At 62.5% G+C, this 19,389-nt stretch carries 14 protein-coding genes; 5 read left to right on the forward strand and 9 right to left on the reverse strand.

The features are described 5' to 3' along the window. The first annotated feature begins 69 nt into the window (after nucleotides 1-69). The 3 genes from PCO31010_RS04745 to PCO31010_RS04755 are packed head-to-tail and all read left to right on the forward strand — an operon-like array spanning nucleotide 70 to nucleotide 6,025. Nucleotides 70-1,242: an efflux RND transporter periplasmic adaptor subunit gene (locus tag PCO31010_RS04745; RefSeq protein WP_150663180.1), complete on the forward strand. Its 1,173-nt coding sequence runs from the start codon at nucleotides 70-72 to the stop codon at nucleotides 1,240-1,242. Between the two features lie 34 nt (nucleotides 1,243-1,276). Further along, entirely contained in the window at nucleotides 1,277-4,510 is a 3,234-nt protein-coding gene (locus tag PCO31010_RS04750) for an efflux RND transporter permease subunit (RefSeq protein WP_150663181.1), read from the forward strand. 27 nt (nucleotides 4,511-4,537) lie between these two features. Then, nucleotides 4,538-6,025 (forward strand): efflux transporter outer membrane subunit, encoded by a 1,488-nt coding sequence (locus PCO31010_RS04755; RefSeq protein WP_246184441.1) that lies wholly within the window; start codon nucleotides 4,538-4,540, stop codon nucleotides 6,023-6,025. 90 nt (nucleotides 6,026-6,115) lie between these two features. Here the strand turns inward: PCO31010_RS04755 and PCO31010_RS04760 are convergent, their stop codons facing one another. The 5 genes from PCO31010_RS04760 to PCO31010_RS04780 form a co-directional block, all read right to left on the reverse strand. Further along, on the reverse strand, nucleotides 6,116-7,063 hold the full coding sequence (locus PCO31010_RS04760) for a LysR family transcriptional regulator (RefSeq protein WP_150663183.1): 948 nt from the start codon (nucleotides 7,061-7,063) through the stop codon (nucleotides 6,116-6,118). 94 nt (nucleotides 7,064-7,157) lie between these two features. Next, complete coding sequence (gene egtD / locus PCO31010_RS04765) at nucleotides 7,158-8,102, reverse strand: L-histidine N(alpha)-methyltransferase (RefSeq protein WP_150663509.1); 945 nt, start codon at nucleotides 8,100-8,102, stop codon at nucleotides 7,158-7,160. A 46-nt stretch (nucleotides 8,103-8,148) separates the two neighbouring features. Then, the gene (gene egtB, locus PCO31010_RS04770) at nucleotides 8,149-9,402 is read right to left on the reverse strand and encodes an ergothioneine biosynthesis protein EgtB (RefSeq protein WP_150663184.1); all 1,254 of its coding nucleotides are present in this window, start codon (nucleotides 9,400-9,402) and stop codon (nucleotides 8,149-8,151) included. Nucleotides 9,403-9,493: 91 nt separating this feature from the next. Continuing rightward, nucleotides 9,494-11,059: an MFS transporter gene (locus tag PCO31010_RS04775; protein ID WP_150663185.1), complete on the reverse strand. Its 1,566-nt coding sequence runs from the start codon at nucleotides 11,057-11,059 to the stop codon at nucleotides 9,494-9,496. 207 nt (nucleotides 11,060-11,266) lie between these two features. Then, nucleotides 11,267-11,656: a DUF427 domain-containing protein gene (locus PCO31010_RS04780; RefSeq protein ID WP_150663186.1), complete on the reverse strand. Its 390-nt coding sequence runs from the start codon at nucleotides 11,654-11,656 to the stop codon at nucleotides 11,267-11,269. A 476-nt stretch (nucleotides 11,657-12,132) separates the two neighbouring features. Between PCO31010_RS04780 and PCO31010_RS04785 the strand changes: the two genes are divergently transcribed. Both PCO31010_RS04785 and PCO31010_RS04790 read left to right on the forward strand, forming a co-directional pair. Beyond that, nucleotides 12,133-13,215 carry an MFS transporter gene (locus PCO31010_RS04785; protein ID WP_150663187.1) on the forward strand — a complete coding sequence of 361 codons (1,083 nt, stop codon included), beginning with the start codon at nucleotides 12,133-12,135 and terminating at the stop codon, nucleotides 13,213-13,215. A gap of 124 nt (nucleotides 13,216-13,339) precedes the next feature. After that, the gene (locus PCO31010_RS04790; RefSeq protein WP_150663188.1) at nucleotides 13,340-13,981 is read left to right on the forward strand and encodes a glutathione S-transferase C-terminal domain-containing protein; all 642 of its coding nucleotides are present in this window, start codon (nucleotides 13,340-13,342) and stop codon (nucleotides 13,979-13,981) included. Nucleotides 13,982-14,301: 320 nt separating this feature from the next. Here PCO31010_RS04790 and PCO31010_RS04795 read toward each other — a convergent pair whose 3' ends face one another. The 4 genes from PCO31010_RS04795 to PCO31010_RS04810 all read right to left on the reverse strand — a co-directional run bounded on the left by PCO31010_RS04795 (nucleotide 14,302) and on the right by PCO31010_RS04810 (nucleotide 19,198). Then, nucleotides 14,302-15,069, reverse strand: a complete 768-nt coding sequence (locus PCO31010_RS04795; RefSeq protein WP_174984320.1) for a helix-turn-helix domain-containing protein — start codon at nucleotides 15,067-15,069, stop codon at nucleotides 14,302-14,304. A 428-nt stretch (nucleotides 15,070-15,497) separates the two neighbouring features. Continuing rightward, nucleotides 15,498-15,953 (reverse strand): group II truncated hemoglobin, encoded by a 456-nt coding sequence (locus PCO31010_RS04800; protein ID WP_150663190.1) that lies wholly within the window; start codon nucleotides 15,951-15,953, stop codon nucleotides 15,498-15,500. Between the two features lie 112 nt (nucleotides 15,954-16,065). Continuing rightward, on the reverse strand, nucleotides 16,066-18,615 hold the full coding sequence (locus PCO31010_RS04805) for an ABC transporter permease (RefSeq protein ID WP_246184442.1): 2,550 nt from the start codon (nucleotides 18,613-18,615) through the stop codon (nucleotides 16,066-16,068). Further along, nucleotides 18,602-19,198 carry a DUF4126 domain-containing protein gene (locus PCO31010_RS04810; protein ID WP_039402874.1) on the reverse strand — a complete coding sequence of 199 codons (597 nt, stop codon included), beginning with the start codon at nucleotides 19,196-19,198 and terminating at the stop codon, nucleotides 18,602-18,604. Before PCO31010_RS04810 ends, PCO31010_RS04805 begins: the two co-directional genes overlap by 14 nt. Between the last annotated feature and the right edge of the window lie 191 nt (nucleotides 19,199-19,389).

Consider the following 19,389-nt stretch of genomic DNA (forward strand, 5'->3'; position numbering starts at 1 on the left):
CGATCGATTCGAAAACCCATCACCCTCGCATCGTCCGAGAACACCTTATTTTATTAAGGAGTACTACTCATGAACAAGAATCGAAAGCTGCTTTACAGCTCATTGACGGCGATCGCGCTTGCCAGTGCGATCACCGTCATCGTTGTGTCCCGTTACGAGGCACTGCCGGTCGGGCTCGCCCACGCCGCCGATGCGCCGCCACCGGCGGCCGAGGTGGACGTGGCTGCCGTCGTCTCACGCACCATCACCGAATGGCAAAGCTATTCCGGCAGGCTCGAAGCGGTCGACCGGGTCGACGTGCGTCCTCAGGTGGCGGGCACCATCGTGTCGGTTCACTTCAAGGACGGTGCGCTCGTCAAGAAGGGCGATGTCCTGTTCACGATCGATCCGCGTCCCTTCGCAGCAGAGGCCGACCGTGCCGCAGCACAACTGGCCGCAGCACAGGCACGCGCGAGCTATGCCACGACCGATGCCGCCCGCGCTGACCGTCTGATTGCGGATAACGCCATTGCCAAGCGGGATTACGACGAGAAGCAGAACGCCGCCAAAGAAGCACTGGCGAACGTCAAGGCAGCGAAGGCCGCTGTTGAGGCCGCACAGGTCAACCTTGGCTACACGCAAGTCACCGCACCGGTGACAGGTCGCGTTTCTCGGGCGGAACTCACGGTCGGTAACGTCGTGTCGAGCGGGCCGAATGCGCCGCTTCTGACGACGCTCGTGTCCGTCTCCCCCATCTACGCCTCGTTCGAGGTCGACGAACAGACCTACCTCCAGTATCTCGGACGCGACCGCAACAGCAAGGTCCCGGTCGCACTCGGCCTGGCGAACGAAACCGGTTACTCCCGAAAGGGTGTTGTGACGTCGGTGGACAACCGTCTGGACACATCGTCGGGCACGATCCGTGTGCGCGCCAGCATCGACAACGCCGACGGGTCGCTCGTGCCGGGCCTGTACGCCCGCGTGAAAGTCGGCGGCGGGCAAGCCCACGCCGCGATCCTGATCGACGATGCGGCCGTCGGCACCGACCAGGCGAAGAAGTTCGTGCTCGTCATCGACGCGAACAACAAAGTCCAATACCGCGAAGTCACGCTCGGCGGTCTGAGCGACGGCCTGCGCATCGTGATTTCCGGCCTCAAGCCGGGCGAGCGCATTGTCGTGAACGGCCTGCAACGCGTGCGTCCCAACGACCTTGTCAAGGCGAAGGTCGTGAATATGGTCGACGCGGCCAAATCTGCCGCGTGATTCGACGCCATCCAAAGCGATCGGAGTCGCTCAAATGAACATCTCAAAATTCTTCATCGACCGGCCAATCTTCGCAGGTGTGCTCTCGGTGGTCACGGTGCTGGCGGGCTTCATCGCCCTACTGCAACTGCCGATGGCCGAGTACCCCGAAGTCGTGCCCCCCTCAGTGGTCGTACGCGCCAAGTACCCGGGCGCCAACCCGAAGGTCATTGCCGAAACGGTGGCGTCGCCCATCGAAGAGCAAATCAACGGCGTCGAGAACATGTTGTACATGCAGTCGCAGGCCAACAGCGACGGCAACATGACGACGACCGTGACCTTTAAGCTCGGCACGGACCCGGACAAGGCGCAACAACTGGTACAGAACCGCGTATCGCAGGCCATGCCGCGCCTGCCGGACGACGTCCAGCGCCTTGGCGTGACCACCGTGAAATCGTCTCCCACGCTCACGATGGGGGTCAATCTGGTGTCGCCGAACGGCCGCTATGACCTGACCTACCTGCGCAACTACGCGCTCATCAACATCAAGGACCGGCTGGCACAGGTCGCGGGCGTGGGTGAAGTGGCGATGTGGGGTGCAGGCGACTATTCGATGCGGATCTGGCTCGATCCGACCAAGGTCGCACGTCAGGACATGACGGCCAGCGATGTCATCAAAGCCATTCGCGAACAGAACGTGCAGGTCGCTGCCGGTATCGTCGGCGGTGCGCCCATGCTCACCGACGTGCCCATGCAACTCAGCGTCAACGCACAGGGCCGACTCAAGACGGAAGAAGAGTTCCGCAACATCATTCTCAAGACGACCCCGGACGGCGCAGTCGTGCGGCTTAGCGACGTTGCACGCGTAGAACTGGGTGCTGCGGAATATGCCTTGCGCGCACGTCTGGACGGCAAGCCGGGCGTTCAGCTCATCATCTTCCAGCAGCCCAATGCCAACTCGTTGCAGATTTCGACGGACGTTCGCCGCATTGTTGCCGAGTTGCAGAAGGACATGCCGGAAGACGTCAAGGCCGAGATCGTCTACGACCCGACGCAGTTCGTGCGCGAGAGTATCGACGCAGTAGTCCACACGCTCTTCGAGGCGATCTTCCTCGTAGTCATTGTGGTCATCGTGTTCCTTCAGACGTGGCGCGCCTCGCTGATTCCGTTGCTCGCGGTTCCGGTCTCCATTGTCGGCACCTTCTCGCTGATGCTCGCATTCGGCTTCTCGATCAACGCCCTGTCATTGTTCGGGATGGTGCTGGCCATCGGCATTGTGGTCGACGATGCCATCGTCGTGGTAGAAAACGTCGAGCGTAATATCGCTGCCGGGCTAAGTCCGCTGGAGGCTTCTTATGAAGCGATGCGAGAGGTCAGCGGGCCGATTATCGCCATCGCGCTGACGCTGGTCGCCGTGTTCGTGCCGCTCGCCTTCATGTCGGGCCTGACGGGTCAGTTCTACAAGCAGTTCGCCATGACCATCGCCATCTCGACGGTGATCTCGGCCTTCAACTCGCTCACGTTGTCCCCCGCCCTGTCGGCCATTCTGCTCAAGGATCACCACGCCCCCAAGGACTGGCTGACACGCGTCATGGATCGCCTGTTCGGCCGGTTCTTCAATGCCTTCAACAAGGTCTTCAATCGCGGTTCGGAAAAGTACGGTCGCGGTATCGGTTCGGTCATCAATCGTAAGGCCGGCATGATGGCGGTGTACGCCGTCCTGCTCGGTGCGACGGTGTTGCTGGGCAAGATCGTGCCGGGCGGTTTCGTGCCCGCACAGGACAAGGACTACCTCGTCAGCATTCTGCAACTGCCCGCAGGTGCGTCGCTCGATCGCACGGAAAAGGTCGTGGAAGAAGTTGGCAAGATCGCACGCCAACAGCCGGGCGTTGTTCACTCTCCGGAATTCCCGGGACTGAATGTGACAGGCCTGATGAACTCCTCCAGCAGCGGTCTGGTGTTCCCGGTGATGAGCCCCTCGAAAGAGCGCGGCAAAGGCGAATCGGCCAACGATATCGTCGCCAACCTGAATAAGGAGTACTCGGGGATCAAGGGCGCGATGATCGCCACCTTCCCGCCGCCGCCGGTGCAGGGACTTGGGACGATTGGCGGCTTCAAGCTGCAACTGGAAGACCGTGGTGCACTAGGTTACGAAGCCCTGAACAAAGCCACGCAGGACTTCCTCGCGGCAGCGGCCAAGGCCCCCGAACTCGGCCCGGCGTTCTCGAGCTTCCAGATCAACGTGCCTCAACTGAACGTCGAACTCGACCGTGAGAAGGCCAAGCAGTTGGGCGTGTCGGTAACCGACGTGTTCGACACCATGCAGATCTATCTCGGCTCTCTGTACGTCAACGACTTCAACAAGTTCGGTCGGGTGTACCAGGTCCGTGCGCAGGCTGACGCGCCCTATCGCGCAAACGCAGAGGACATCCTCGCGCTCAAGACCCGCAACACCAAGGGCGACATGGTGCCGCTCGCGTCGCTCGTCAAAGTTACGCCGACCTACGGTCCGGAGACGGTGATTCGTTACAACGGCTTCCTGGCGGCCGACATCAACGGCGGTCCGGCACCGGGCTACTCGTCCGGTCAGGCAATGGCCGCCGTCGAACGCATTGCTGCGCAGACGTTACCGCGTGGCATCAAGTTCGAATGGACCGACCTGACGTATCAGCAGATCATCACCGGCGACACCGCATTCTGGGTGTTCCCGATCAGCGTGCTGCTCGTATTCCTCGTGCTGGCCGCCATGTATGAAAGCCTGACGCTGCCGCTCGCGATTCTGCTGATTGTGCCGATGAGCATCTTGTCGGCACTCTTCGGGGTGTGGCTCACACGCGGTGACAACAACATCTTTACGCAGATCGGTCTGATGGTGCTTGTCGGTCTGTCGGCAAAGAACGCCATTCTGATTGTGGAGTTTGCCCGCGAACTCGAAATGCAGGGACGCACCATCGTGCAGGCTGCGATTGAAGCGTGTCGCCTGCGCCTTCGTCCGATTCTGATGACGTCTATCGCGTTCATCATGGGCGTGGTCCCGCTGGTCACTTCGACCGGTGCCGGCTCGGAAATGCGCCGTGCCATGGGGATTGCCGTGTTCTTCGGCATGCTCGGTGTGACGTTGTTCGGTCTGTTGCTCACGCCGGTGTTCTACGTCCTCCTGCGCAAGCTGGCGGGCGGCAAGAAGCTCGCCGACAAGCATGGCAATCATCCGAATATCCACGGCCCCGACGAGCGCGACGCCGATATGCAACCCGATGCACGCGCGACCAAGCCCGCGCTGCACGAGTGAGAGGCCATCATGAAAGGAATTAAGTCAATGAAATCCGCCTTCGTGGGATCGGCGTTGCTCTCGGCACTGCTAGTGCTGGCAGGATGCTCGCTGGCACCGCATTACGAGGTGCCATCCACGCCGATGTCGACTGCGTTCAAGGAGGCGCCGGTCAGCCCCAACGAGAACCTCGGCACGTGGAAGGTTGCGCAACCCTCTGAGGAAGTCGCTCGCGGCAAGTGGTGGACTGTCTTCGACGACACCGCCCTCGACGCGCTCGAAGAACAGGCGCTGGCGGCTAACCAGAATCTGGCCGCCGCGGCGGCCCGGGTCAAGGAAGCACGCGCGATGAATCAGGCGGCGCGCGCCGACTTTTTCCCGACACTGGATGCGGGCTTCGGCCCGTCGCGACAGAAAGTCTCCGCTGCCTCGCTGTTCGAGCCGGACGGCACGAACGTACCGCAGCAGACCTTCTGGCGTGCGCAGGCGGGTATGTCTTACGAGGTCGATCTGTTCGGCCGCGTCGCCGCGAATACCGATGCGACGAAGGCCGAAGTGCAGCAAAGCGAAGCCTTGTTCCGCTCGGTACAACTGGCATTGCAGGCCGACGTGGCGCAGAACTATTTCGCGCTACGCGAGCTGGATGCCGAAACGGAGGTCTTCGTCTCGGCCGTGACGCTTCGCGAGCAGGCGCTCAAGCTGATTCAGCGACGGTACGACGAAGGCGCGGTCAACGAACTCGACCTGTCGCGAGCCAAAACGGAGCTGGCAACGGCAAAGTCTGACTCGATGACGGTCCAGCGCTTGCGGGCGACATCCGAACACAGCCTTGCCGTATTGCTCGGCAAAGCACCGGCGGAGTTTTCCATGACGCCGAACCCGTTGAAGCCCGTGCGTATCCGGGTGCCTGCTGGATTGCCATCCGCGCTGCTCGAGCGCCGCCCCGACATCGCCGCCGCCGAGCGGGCGATGGCGGCGGCTAACGCCAGAATCGGGGTGGCACGTTCGGCCTTCTTCCCGTCGCTCACGCTGACCGCGACGGGCGGCTTCGAGTCGGGCACCATCGGCGACCTGTTCAAGTGGAGCAGCCGCGCCTTCCTGCTCGGCCCGCTCGCCGGAACGTCGCTGAACATTCCGATCTTCGACGGCGGACGCCGCTCGGCGAACCTCGACAACGCGCATGCCGTCTTCGAGGAAGATGTCGCCAAGTACCGGCAACGTGTCCTGACGGCGTTCCGGGAAGTCGAAGACAGCTTGTCCGACATGCGGATTCTCGAGTCCCAGACGGCGATTCAGGGGCAAGCGGTCGAGGCTTCGCAACGTGCAGCGCGTCTTTCGCGCACGCAGTATGACGAGGGAGAGGTCAGCTATCTCGACGTGGTCGACGCCGAGCGCACGGTCCTTCAGGTCCGACGCAACGCGATCCAATTGCAGGGCGTGCAGGCGGCGGCGACCGTCAGCCTGATCCGCGCGCTCGGCGGCGGTTGGGACGGCGTAGAACCGCAACCGGCCACACCCCCCTTGGCCAGCAAGTAAGCACGGCAAGCCATGAAAAAACGCCGCGTCATTTCATATGACGCGGCGTTTCTCTTTGGCGATACGTGGCGAAGTGCGTTGCTCGCGAACCTATCGCGTCGGCTTTTGAGGGGATTTGGGAGACGATGTCGGTGCTGGCTTCTGCAACGTCTCCGCGAGATGGTTCACCACTGCGCGGGTCTTCGCTGCCATCTTCTGACCCAGCGAGATGATGGCATGTACCGGCGGGCCCTCGACATCCGAGCCCGGCAACACCTGAACCAATCGGCCGTCTTCGATATAGGGCTGTGCCACGCGATCGTGAATCTGCGCGATCCCAAAACCGGCGACAGCCGAGTCCACCAGCGCCTGTCCGTCGGCAAGGACCAGCACGGCATTCGGCGCAATTTCCTGGATGGAATCGCCGTCGCGCAACGTCCAGTGACGCAAGCGTCCGGTCGGTCCGCGAAACACGACGGCGTCATGGGTGGCGAGATCGGCGATGCCACGAATCGGCTCGTGGCGCGCCAGATAGTCAGGCGACGCGTACAGCCCCACTCTGAGATTGCACAGTCGCCGTACCGTCATTTCGCTATCTTCCGGGAGCGCACCGATGCGCACCACGACGTCCCATCCCTCTCCCACCGGATCGGACATGCGGTCGGTCAATGCGACTTCCAACGTGAGTTTCGGGTACTTTTCCCGCAACTCGATAAAGCTAGGCAAGAGCAACCGGCCGAACCCGGCGGGGAGATCGATCTTGACCCGGCCAGACGGTTCGGCACGTCGCGACGCCAGTTGCTGTTCTGCGTCGCGCAGGCCATCGATGGCCTCTTTCGCCGCGAGCAGATAGGTTTCCCCGTCTTCCGTCAGTCTGACGGCACGCGTGGTTCGCTGAAAGAGGCGCGTCCCGAGACTTGCCTCAAGACGCTGAACCGCCTTGCCGACATTGGATTTACTGCTGCCGATATCCTCCGCCGCGCGCGTGAAGCTGCCGCTCTGCGCAACGGCAATGAAGGCCACAATGTCGCTGATTTGCGCGTCCGAACGCTCGGTCATGCCATCTCTCCCTGTGACGTTTAGGGTATTGTCAAAGACTGTATCAGAGGCCGCCACCGATCTGCGACGGACGCTCTGTCAGATTGCCGTCAGATCACCGCGAGGTGCCGAACGCCGGGCTTTCCAGCCAATGCACGCTGAACTGCTCATTGGCGTCCATCCACACCGGCCCCGGCTGAAAGCCCGCCGCGATGGCCAGCGAGCGGAAGCCCTCGGTGGTGAACTTCCGCGAGTTCTCGGTGTGGATGGTTTCGCCTTCGGAGAAGTCGAAGGTCCGACCCAGCACTTGCACCGTCTGATGTCTCACGCTCAGAAGATGCATCTCGATGCGTTGAGCCTCCGTGTTGTAGAAGGCGAGATGCCGGAACCCCTGTAAGTCGAAATCTGCACCAAGCTCCCGGTTAGCGCGCTCGAGCAAGTTCAGGTTAAAGGCCGCCGTTACGCCCTCCCGGTCGTTGTACGCCGCATGCAACGTTCGGTGATCCTTCACCAGATCGACACCGACGAGCAGACCGCCACCGACGAGCAGCCGCCGGGCACGCGCCATGAAAGTTGCCGCCTGATGGGTTGACAGGTTGCCCAGCGTCGAACCCGGGAAAAATCCGGCGCGCCGGCCGCGAATCCAGTCGAGTGTCTGAAGCTGCGGGGGGTCCATGTAATCCGCGACCAGGGGCGACACTTCCAGAGTGGGATATTCGGCCCCGAGTTTTGCAGCCGCGCTCTCCAGATGTTCGCCAGAGATATCGATGGGGATATACCTGTCCGGCCCCGACTTTGCAGGGAAAGCGTCTAGCACGATACGGACTTTCGCGAGAGACCCTGCACCGAATTCGATGATGTTGGCGTGCGCGCCCATATGCCGCGCAATGTCATGGGCATTGTCGCGAAGAATCGCCAACTCGGTTCGCGTCGGATAATACTCGGGGAGTTCGCAGATGTGATCGAACAACGCCGAGCCACGTGCGTCGTAGAAATACTTCGGGGGAACGTGTCGCGGAAATTCGCACAAGCCGCTCATCAGATCACGGGCAAACGCCATGGAAGCGAGCTGGATGCCCGGCAATGCATCGATGCCGGACGCAGGGTTAGCGGGTTGTGTCGCGTGCAAGGCGGACTCCGGAGAACTGCCAGCGTGCTGCTGGCGGAAAGAAATTGCGATAGCTCGGGCGCGCATGCCCTGACGGCGTAGCCATACTGCCGCCGCGCAGCACCTGTTGCCCGACCATGAATTTGCCGTTGTATTCGCTGGCGGCCCCTGCCATCGGACGAAAGCCGGGGTATGGTGCGTAAGCCGAGCGTGTCCACTGCCAAACGCTGTCGCTCATCTGGCGCATCCCCGGCAACCCATGCGCGGCTTCCCACTCGAATTCGGTGGGCAGTCGCGTGCCGGACCACTCGGCAAATGCCGCGGCCTCGTAGAAGCTGATGTGAGATACCGGGGCGCGCATATCCAGCGCCGCGACACCCCACGGGCCGAAGCAGCGCCACTCGCAGACGTTGGCGAACGGTGAGCGTTCGTCCGTCGGCGCGATCCAGTAGGCCGGTGCCTGCCAGCCCTCGTGCTGGGCCACGCTCCATCCGTCAGACAACCAGAATTCCGGGCGCGAGTATCCTCCATCGGCGACGAAATCGAGAAACTCACCGTTCGTGACCAATCGGTCGGCAATCTCGAATGCGTTGACTAACGTGGTATGGCGAGGCAGTTCGTTGTCGAAGCAGAAACCCGACCCCTGATGTCCCACGTCCACCGGTCCACCCTGAACAGACAACCATTCCGCCGGGCCGCCCGCCGCCTTGGGAAAACGCAGCAGATCGTCGTCACCCGTCATGAATGCCGGACGCAACGGGTTGCGCGAGAAAGCATGCAGGATGTCGGTGACGATCAGTTCCTGATGTTGCTGCTCGTGATGGATCCCCAGTGTGATGACGCCAAACAGTTCGCCAAGACGGTCTTCCGGCGCGTTAAGCAGCAGCGAACGGAGATGGGTATCGACGTGCATTCGGTAGCTGAGCACCTCGTCGACGCCAGGACGGGACAACTGGCCGCGCGCCGGTCTGGCATGCCGTGGCCCGAGCGCTTCGTAATACGAGTTGAAGAGATACGAAAAGCTGGGCGAAAACGGCACGTACGCCGGGCAGTGCCCTAGCAACACCAACGTCTCGAAGAACCATGTGGTATGCGCGAGATGCCATTTGGTCGGACTGGCATCGGGCATCGATTGAATGTTCTGATCTTCGACGCTCAGCGTCCCGGTCAGCGACAGCGTATATTCACGCGTCTTTTGGTATTGCTGCCAGAGTCTTTCGGCGTCGAGTCGCCGGACAGCGCTGTGTCTCATGTTTTTCCTATGGCCCTAGAACCCTTGTTCAAACGATGACGCAGGAACAACCGGTGAACGGCCGTTCCTGCGTTAAGAGAACCGCGGTGCGTCAGGAGGCGTTCGTCATCAGGTCGCCATCTTCATCGACCTCGGTCTCCTCTTGCGCGGGCGTCCGGCTCAGAAATGCGAACGTGGCCAGCGAGGAGAACAGCGTGATGACGATGAGGATGTGGATGAGATTCGTGAAAGCCCCGGCGTAGCTGGCGGCGAGTGCCTGACGGCCGACCTCCGGCAGCACGGCTGAAGCGTGAACCATGTCGCCAGCCGTAATGCGTTGCGACGCTTCGGCGATACGCGCCGTCAGTCCCGCATCGGTCGACGTCACCGAATCGGCAAGCGTCTGATGGGCAAGGGCGGCAAGCACTGCGGTGGCGATCGCCAGTGCAATCCCCTCACCCGCCACACGGGTTGTACTGAAGATCCCGGCAGCCATGCCTGCACGTTCTTTGGGAACGACGCTGACCGACAGTCCGTCCATCAGCCCCCACGGCATACCCGCCCCGATCCCGATCACGATCATCGGCAGAACCAGATCGAACCTCGGACCGCTGAAGCTCACCGTGCTCAGCCAGTACAGTCCTGCCGCTGCGATCAGGAACCCGACGCCGGACAGAACACCGGCCGAAAACCAACGGGTGAAGGACGCGACCAGCATCGGCACGACCAGCATCGGCGCAGACAGGGCGATCATCAGCAGCCCGGCATCGATCTCGCTAAGACCTTCCGCGCCGATGAATCGCAACGGCAGCATCACGATGAGCACGATGTAGCAATAGCACGTACCGACCGGCAGGATCTGCACGCCGACGAAGCGCGGATAGCGAAAGAGCGACAGGTCGAGCATTGGCCGTTTCGCGCGTGTCTCCACCAGAATGAAGACGGCCAGCGAGATCACCGACGCGGCAAGCAGCGTGACGACAAGCGCACTTCCCCAACCGCTTTCCGGTGCCTGAATCACGCCAAACGTAAACAGCGCCAACGTCGCCGTGAATGAGATGGTTCCCGGATAGTCGAGTCCCGTGGCCCCGGGGTCGCGGGTTTCGCGCATGCGTGGCACGCCGAACACGAAGGCGGCGACTCCGATCACGGCGATGACGAGGAAGATGGCACGCCAGCCAAAGTGCTCGATGAGCACACCCGCCATGAGCGGACCAAACGCGAGGCCGATGCCGAAGCTGGTGCCGAGCATGCTGAACGCGCGGGTGCGAGCATGACCGTCGAACTCCTGCGCGAGCGACGCGGCACCGCTCGAGAGCGATGCCGCAGCGGCAACGCCCTGTGCGCCACGCAGGATGTCCAGCCAAAGCGTCGACGGCGCGGAGCTCATCGCAAGCGACGTCACGATGAAGCCGCCGAGACCGTAGACGAACAGTCGCTTACGTCCGAACTGATCCGCGAGCGCGCCGGCGGCCATCAGCAAACTGCCGAAGCTGAGCATAAAGGCGTTGGTGACCCACGTCAGCATGACGGGACTGCCGCCGAGGTCGCGGCCAATCGCCGGAGTGGCGACCGCACCGCCTGAAAATGAAAGGGGCAATACCAGCGCGGCAAGGCAGACGGCCACGAGCACCATGAGCTTGCCCCCGCCGTCGCGTTCCTGTGTTGCAGTGTTCATGAACGTTTCCGAACGAAAAATTTACGCAAAATCCAATCCCTTTACGGTGATTGGTCTGGCTGAATTCTCGTAAGGAACGGACGTTCGATAAACCGTCGGGTCGTGGTCAGAGTGTCGCCTCGATGGCGACAATTCAGTCATATCTCAAAACACGAAGCTCAAATCGCGAATCGAAGGCTGCTTCAGGCCCCCCCCATCGTCATCTATTCAGAGCAATTCGCTCGTGTCGATGCTTTCGACGCGGTCTGGATAAAACGCCAGATGGCTCGCAATGGCGCTGACCGCCGGATACGGCGACTCGTAAGTCCAGACGGCGTTCTCGGCCCCGCCGCCCGGGACGTTGATCGAGAAGTAGGACGCTTCGCCCTTATAAGGGCAAAACGTCGAGTGCGACGTGCGCGTGAGCGCAGACATGTCGACGTCCTTCCTCGGGATGTAGTGGACCACGGCATAGGTGGACTCTTTAAGCGCCAGCGCTTCTCGTGTGTCTGCGATCACGCGTCCCCCGGCTTGCACGACCACGCGGGATGCACTGCGCGTGATCGTAATCGGATGATCGGGAGAGGGTTCGCGCGGCGCGTGAAGAGGCTGAGTCATGGGTGTCTCCTTGGGAGCGGATTCCGTGTTCGGTCGAAGCGGCGCTGGCCGCCGACCAACCTGCGTCGATGCTACGCCGATACGGTCACGCCCGTCATTGCCGCGTGCCGAATTGTCTTTTCGTCCAGACGATGCTTTACGAATGCGTTGTGCAACGACGTTGTAGCAACGCGAAATCTCAATTCGCTTCGAGCGTCTTTATCCGACTACGGCTGCGCACTAGATTGGAGGCAACACGCAACGCAAAGGAGAACGCCGTGAATCGTGACCGCACCCTGCTCGCATCGTCCCTGCGTCGTCAGCTATCGCGAACGCGAGCGGAAGTGTCGCGCGGACTGCTTGTCTTAACCGAGCGCCTTCTGGAAGGCACGGTTCGTCTGATCGAATCGGCAATATGCCTGTCGCTGCGTGCGCGCTCCCGGGTGCAAAAACAACGCGCATCGCAGCGGGACTTTCTGTAGAAGCGCGAGGACGACGTGACGAATCGATGGGTCTACTGTGCCGTGCTGCTCGCGCCATCGCTCGCGATATGTTCGCCCGCGCGCTTCAGACACGCAGTGCTGGTCAGCACGCTGTTTGGTCTCGCGACGTTGGGTTGCCTCTTCGCCGCCACGCCCCATCTGCAAATCGGGATCGGCAACATGCACGGCTGGGGCCGCGTGCTCGCGTCGCTTCATCCGGTCATGCTGGCTGCGGCGCTTTCGAACGGCGCACCGCGAGAGCGGCGCCCGGCGTCGACATGGCAAGGTGTCTTCCCGGCACGCACATCGTTGCTCGGACTGTGGCTGGGCATGCCGATGATGACCTGGTTGTCGACGACGTTCGCGTCGCCCGGAATCTTCCAGGTGGCTGCGTTTGGCACAGCGGCGATCGGTGCCGTGATCCTGCTACGCGATGACAGCCACCTACGCGGGCCTGCGCGATTTCAGGACACCCATATGATCCTTCGGCCGTGGCGTCACGGCACGCACCGTCTCGCCGCGATCTGGCGGCCCGCGCTAGCCATCGCCCTGCAATACGCCGCATTGTTTGCCGTCTACTCGCACGCGCATCTCTTTCTCGAATCCGGCGGACATATTGACACGCAAACGTCGGCATTCCTCATGGTGATCTTCGGCATGGGCGGTGTCTTCGGTGCGTTGTCGATCAGCCGCTGGATGCAGTCACTCACGCGCACCCTGTTGTGTCTGCATCCGATGGCGCTCGCCGCCGCTTACGTCCTGCTTTACGCATTAGGGAGGGAATCCGGCATGGGGTCGTTCTTCGTTGTGGCGTTCTGGGGCGCAGTCCATACCACTGGCATGTTGCTCTCGCGCCTCCTGTTAGGTCAGCCCTATCGGAATCGTCGGGATTCGATGGCGTCACTGCACGTGACGATGGCCGCAGGCGGCGCCTTGGCAGGCATCTCGCTCTCGCAAATCCTCGGTCGCGAATTCGGCCCCGACGCCATTGTCATCTGCGGCGCAGTGCTGAGTTTTCTCGCGTTCGTCGCGATCGGCTCGCATGTCGCGCAGCACACCGTGATGCGTCCGATTGTCGCTCGAGCGCCTACAGAGTGACGCAAATTGGACTGTTTATCGCCCGTGCCCTTCACTTCATACTGATTTCCATGGGCACGAAACAAGCGCGCCTGATTTCTCCGACCGCCTTACGGTCCAACCCGTCAATTTGTGAGTCAACGACATGAAACTCTACATCGCACAAGCCACCTGCTCGCTCGCGGCACAAGCCATCGCTAACGAAATCGGCCTGACGCCGGAACTCGTTCACTTCGACGTCTTCGGTAAATCGACGTCGGACGGTAGCGCGTTCGCCGACGTCAACCCGCTGCTCTATGTACCGGCGCTCGTCATGGACGATGCCGAGCAAGGCGTGCTCTCTGAAACCGTGATTGTGACGTCGTACATGGCTGATCAGCACCCGGAAGCCGGTCTGATTCCCCAACGCGGTACCTGGGAACGCGTTCGTATGGACGAACTGCTGACGTTCATCGCGACGGAAATCGCACAGAAGCACATTCCGTTAATGCGCAAGCTCATGACCGCCGAGGGTATCGAATTCCACACGAACAAGCTGCTTTCCGCTTACGGTCGTCTTGACGACATGCTCTCGGACGGTCGTGCGTATCTCACCGGCGAGCACTTCACCGTTGCCGACGCTTACGCCTGGGCCACGCTGTGGAACGAGCGCTCGGGTGTCAATCTCGACCACCTGACCTACTTCAAGGCCTATATCGCCCGTATCGAAGCACGTCCGTCCGTTCAGAAGGCCCTGAAGGACGAAGCCGAAGTCGTCGCACAGCACAAGCAGCGACTGGCGGCGTAACTGGCCGACGCCGCTGAATGAGCGCAAGCGGTCAAGCAGTTCGAATAGCAGATCACTACGGTTTGCCGGGTTTTGCCTTATCCCCTGCTCCCCCGGCAAGCCTGATGTGAAGGAGGCGCTCCCCGTTTCACGAGCGCATTGGTGAATCGCGTGTCAGTGGCCACCGTCGGCAGCGCGACGTCACCTAAGTCGTCTACGATCGCTCCCCCTGATCGGCAGACTTCTCGCAGCGGTAGTTGAAGGTCCCGTTCGCGCAGGCGGTGGCGCGACGGGATGCTTCATTTCGTACATGGACGCGCTACGCGCGAAGCCACCGCCGCTCAGCCGATGCTGGACTTGCGCCAGACAGCCGGCGTCACTCCCGTTGCGGCAGAAAAGACGCGCGTGAAATGACTTTGGTCCGCAAAGCCGCAAGCGTAGGCAATCTCGGCGAGACTCAACCGGGCGTCGACAAGCAGCGTCTTCGCGCGCTCGACACGATAGCCTCTCAGCCAGCGAAACGGAGGCATACCCGTCGTCACACGAAACGCGTCGGCAAATCTGCGAACCGGAATCCCGCACGCAGCGGCTACGTCAGGCAATGACGGCTCGACGCCAAGGTCCGCCGTCAACAGATCCTTCGCGATCCGCTCCTCGCGTCTGGACAATCCGCGACGCTTCGTCGTCGACGACGTGGCACGATTCCCATAGGTCGCGCACAGATGCGTGCAAACCGCGAGGGATACCTGATCGATAAAGAGCTTTCCCGACGTCACGGGGTTCAGCATAGCCAGCTTCATTGCCATGCCGAGGTGATAGAGCACAGGATCTTCCGCGTGATTGACGTCTTCCAGAAGCGTGTTCATTCCACCTTTCGTCTCCGCTTGGACTTCGAGCAACGAGACCTGCGGAATCATCATGATGACGCACTCGAAAGCGTTCGGCATGTACGCGGTCGGCTCATCCCCGAGGTGCCCCAGAAAGATGGTCCCTTGATTGAATTGCTCTGTCTGGACAAACGTGCCGTGCTTCCAAAGTTCCGCGCCGACTGTCGTTTGCAATTGAACCGAGATGACGTACCCGTTGGATATCGGCAGGCGCTCGCTCATGCCGGCCTCCCGAGAAACCCCTTCCATGTATGTCGCCATCATCCGGTCCGACTGCAGGAGTGTGGTCCGCAGGGACTGTTCGGGCACTGTGGGAAACATGGGCGACCGCACGAATGGCACCGAATTCGCCGGAGCCTTCGGTTGGCCGTTTGGCCTGTCGAAATCGCCATCGACCGGAGGTTGATAGCGAGGTCCTACGTTGGTGACTGACATCGGTCGGGCACTCTATGACGTCGTGAAGGAATGGCATGCAAACCGCAGATCGCCCGCGTGTCCAATGTCGGCACGCAGCACTTCCACGACTCGCACGAACGCTTTCCAACATTAGTCAAGACGACGGACGAATGCGAATGACGTTTATACCTAGCCGATATGACGTAGGAGGCGAAGTAAGCGTTGGCGCCCCCTGGTCACCTGAGGCAGGGGGCTCAACCCGCCTTATTCCGCATCCAGTCGGCCGTGCCGTAGAACGCCTGCATCAGGCGTTCCTGCAACGTGCCTTCCACATGGATGTCCTGCATGGCGAGCGCCATGCAGCGCAGCCACTGGTCGCGCTCACTCGATGCAATCGGGAACGGCAGGTGGCGCGCGCGCAGCATCGGGTGGCCGAAGCGTTCGATGTAATGGTTCGGCCCGCCCAGCCAGCCGCACAGGAACCAGAAGAGCTTGTCGCGTGAGCCGTCGAGCGACGCCGGATGCATCGCGCGAATACCCGCAAACTCGGGTTCAAGGTCCATCAGGTCGTAAAAACGGTCGACGAGTTCGCGCACGCGCGCCTCGCCGCCGAGCAGGGAAAAGGCCGTCGGCTGTGCCGACGTGTCTTGCGCGTCGTCATCTGCCGCAGCAGCCTGACGGGTGTTTTCAGAGGAGTTTTCGGTCGTCATGGGCAATATTGTGCCCGAGGCCCAACGCGTGTGCCACGAACGGCGTCTCGAAAAGGACAGCGCGTGATCAGAACGATGAGCGCGGCACATTGCCGCGCCCGACAGCGAACCATCACACGTCGCGCAATGTGCGCACGGCCGACTGACGCAACACCGCGCGCAAACCACTCCAGCCGCCAATCAGCGCGCACAGGACACCCGCGCCGATCCCGAGCACCGGCAGCCACGGATTGAACGTCAGCGCGAACTCGAAGACGTAGCGCGCCAATGCCCAGCCAAGCGCACCCGCCCCCAGCGCGGCGAGCAGCCCGGCCAGTGCACCGACCGTCACCAGCTCCGCCAGATGGACATCCCGCAACTGTCGCGACGATGCCCCCAGCGCCCGCAAAATACCGCTCTCGCGCATGCGTTCGTCGCGCGTACCGGCAAGCGCGGCATACAGCACCAGCACCCCGGCGGCGAGCGTGAAGAAGAAGAGCGCCTGCACGGCGTCGATCACCTGCGACAGAATCTGCTGAATCTGTGCGAGCAATGCGCCCGTATCGATCACGGTGACATTGGGGAACTGACGCACCAGTGCGTCCGCCACGCTCTGCTGATTCGGCTCCAGATGGAACGAGGTAATCCACGTCATCGGAAAATCGCGCAGCGCGGCGGGCGGCATCACCACAAAGAAATTCACGCGCATCGATCCCCAGTCGAGCTTGCGCAGGCTCGTAATCGGCGCGTCGATGGTCTGCCCCGTCACTTCGAATCGCAGCGTGTCGCCGAGCTTCAGGCCTAGCGTCTTCGCGATGCCCTCTTCCATCGAGATCTGCGGCTTATCGGTCTCGCCGTACCACTGGCCCGCCGTCACACGGTTCCCGTCGGGCAACGCCGACGTGTAAGACAGATTGAATTCGCGCTCGGCAAGGCGACGCGCGCGCTCCTCGGTGTAGCTTTCGCCCGTCACCGGCTTGTCGTTGATGGCCGTCAGTCGCGCGCGGATCATCGGCGAGAGCTGCACATCGGGCAGACCGGCCGCGTGAAGTTGTGTGAGCACCGGCGCGTCCTGCCCCGGCTGAATGTCGATGACGAAACGGTTCGGCGCATCCGGCGGGCTCGAGTGCTGCCAACCCGCAACCAGATCGTTGCGTGTCACCGCCAACAGCAGCAACGCCATTAATCCCAGCCCCAACGCCACCACCTGCAAGGCGCTGCCGAGACCTCGACGACGCAACCCGGCCACCGCATACCGCCAGCCGATGCCTCCCACCGCGCCACCGGCGGCACCCGTACTGCGCGCCCAAGCCGCAAGACCGCGAATCGCCAACCAGGCCAGCACGCCGAAAACAATCGCGCCGACGACAAACCCACCGGCCACCATCGCACCCAGACGCAGATCACGCGCCGCGAACAGCAGCAGCGCACCGAACGCCAGCGCGCTTGCACCGTACGCAAGCCATCCCTGACGGCGCGCCCCACCGACTACGTCGCGACGCAACACGTGCAGCGGGGCCACTTCCGAGAGCGGCAGCAGCGGCGGCAACGCAAATCCCAGCAGCATCACCAGCGCGCTTGCGAGACCGAACGCAGCGGGTCGCCACGTCGGCGCAGGCAACCCCGCCGGAATCACGTCGCCGAGTTGCGCCAGCAGCGCCCAGTGCGCCGCGTAACCGAGCGCCACGCCGAGCACACCGCCAATCAGACCGAGACCGATGAATTCAAGTGTCACCATGCCGCGCAAGGCCCGGCGCGGCAGACCGAGACATCGCATGACGGCGCACGCGTCGAGATGGCGCTCGCTGTACCGGCGCGACGCGATGCCCACGGCCACCGCCGCGAGCACAGCGGCGAGCAGTGCCACGAGCGAGAGGAAACGCTCGGCGCGATCGAGCGTCTGCCGCACCTGCGGTTGCCCGTCTTCCAGCGATTCGAGGTGAACGCCACGCGCCTGCTCCGCCGCCGGACGCGCCCATGCGGTGAACTTACCGACCTGCGTGTCGGCGCCCGCCACCAGCAGACGATAAGTAATGCGGCTGCCGAACTGCACGAGGCCGGTCGACGGCAATTCGTCGAAGCGCATCATCACGCGCGGTGCGAGCGAGCCGAAGCCGTAGCCCCGATCCATCTCGCGGGTAATGACGGCGGCGATGCGCAGCGTGCGATTGCCCACGCGAATCGACTCGCCGGGTTTGACGTGCAGGGCATCGAGCAGCGCGGCGTCGACCCAGACCGTGCCGGGCGCGGGAATGCCGTCGGCGGGTGCGTCCGGTGTATTGGCCCCGGCGTCGGGGGCCACGCGCACGCGGCCACGCAACGGATAACCGTCGCTCACCGCTTTGAGCGACGAGAGACGGCTCGCGGCCGTCTGTCCACTCTCCCCCGTCGCACTGGCCATACTCGGGAAATTGGCGATCACGGCCGTCGACAACCCGTCGGCCTGTGCCTGACGGGTGAATTCGGGTGCCAGAGGAGCGTCGCTGCGAACGACAAGATCGGCGGCGAGCATCTGACGCGCGTCGCGCTCAAGCCCGCCCTGCATCCGATCGGAGAGAAAACCTACGCTGGAGAGTGCGCCGACCGCCAGCAACAATGCCACGAGAAGCAGATGCAACTCGCCTGCGCGCCAATCGCGCAGGAACATCCGCCAGGCCTGGCGGGCAACTTCAGTGAACCCCATCGTTCCTCAATCCTTTGACCCGCGCCAGTAACGAGCGCCAACCGCGCCAGACGCGCGGCAACCACCACCAAGCCAACACGACGAACAGCAACAACATCAGGAGAAAAACGGCGGGAAGGAAGAACGCCAGCGCCAGTCCGCCCACCGTGGAGACATCTTCGCCGGCTGAGGCCGCGACATTCGAGAAAGGTTCCGGCGACGTGTTGATCAGCGCACGGCTGCCCGCCTTGGCCAGATGCGCCGTGCCTGCCAGCGCACCGCCCGCCAGTCCGGCCAGCACGGTCACGGCCGGATCGGTCTGACCCAGCGCCGCCGCGCCAAGCACGATCCCCGCCGGAATCCGGATGAAGGTGTGCACGGCGTCCCACGCGCTGTCGACAAAGGGGATCTTGTCCGCGAAGAACTCGATGGCGGCCAACACACCCGCCGTGGCAATCACCCAGGTCGACGCCAGTACGGCGAGCGTGGGCGGCAGGTGCAACCACCCGAAACGCGCTGCCAGACCCGCGCAGAACACCGTCAGGTACAACCGCAGGCCGCTGCCCCAGGACAGCCCTGCGCCGAGCGCAATCGATTCAAGCATGGTGACCTCGCTGCCGCCGACATGACGGCGTCGCACGATCACGCGTCGCGCACTGCCGACGCGGTAACAGCCCACCGACCACTCGCCGGATATCGAACCCTTACCCCTTACCACTTAAAGCCGTTCAACCACCCGGCGTCTGCCCGACATCCACCCTACATGTGACCGATGAGTAACTGGACCGTTACCGC

The sequence above is a fragment of the Pandoraea commovens genome, assembly GCF_902459615.1.
GTDB classification, from domain to species: domain Bacteria; phylum Pseudomonadota; class Gammaproteobacteria; order Burkholderiales; family Burkholderiaceae; genus Pandoraea; species Pandoraea commovens.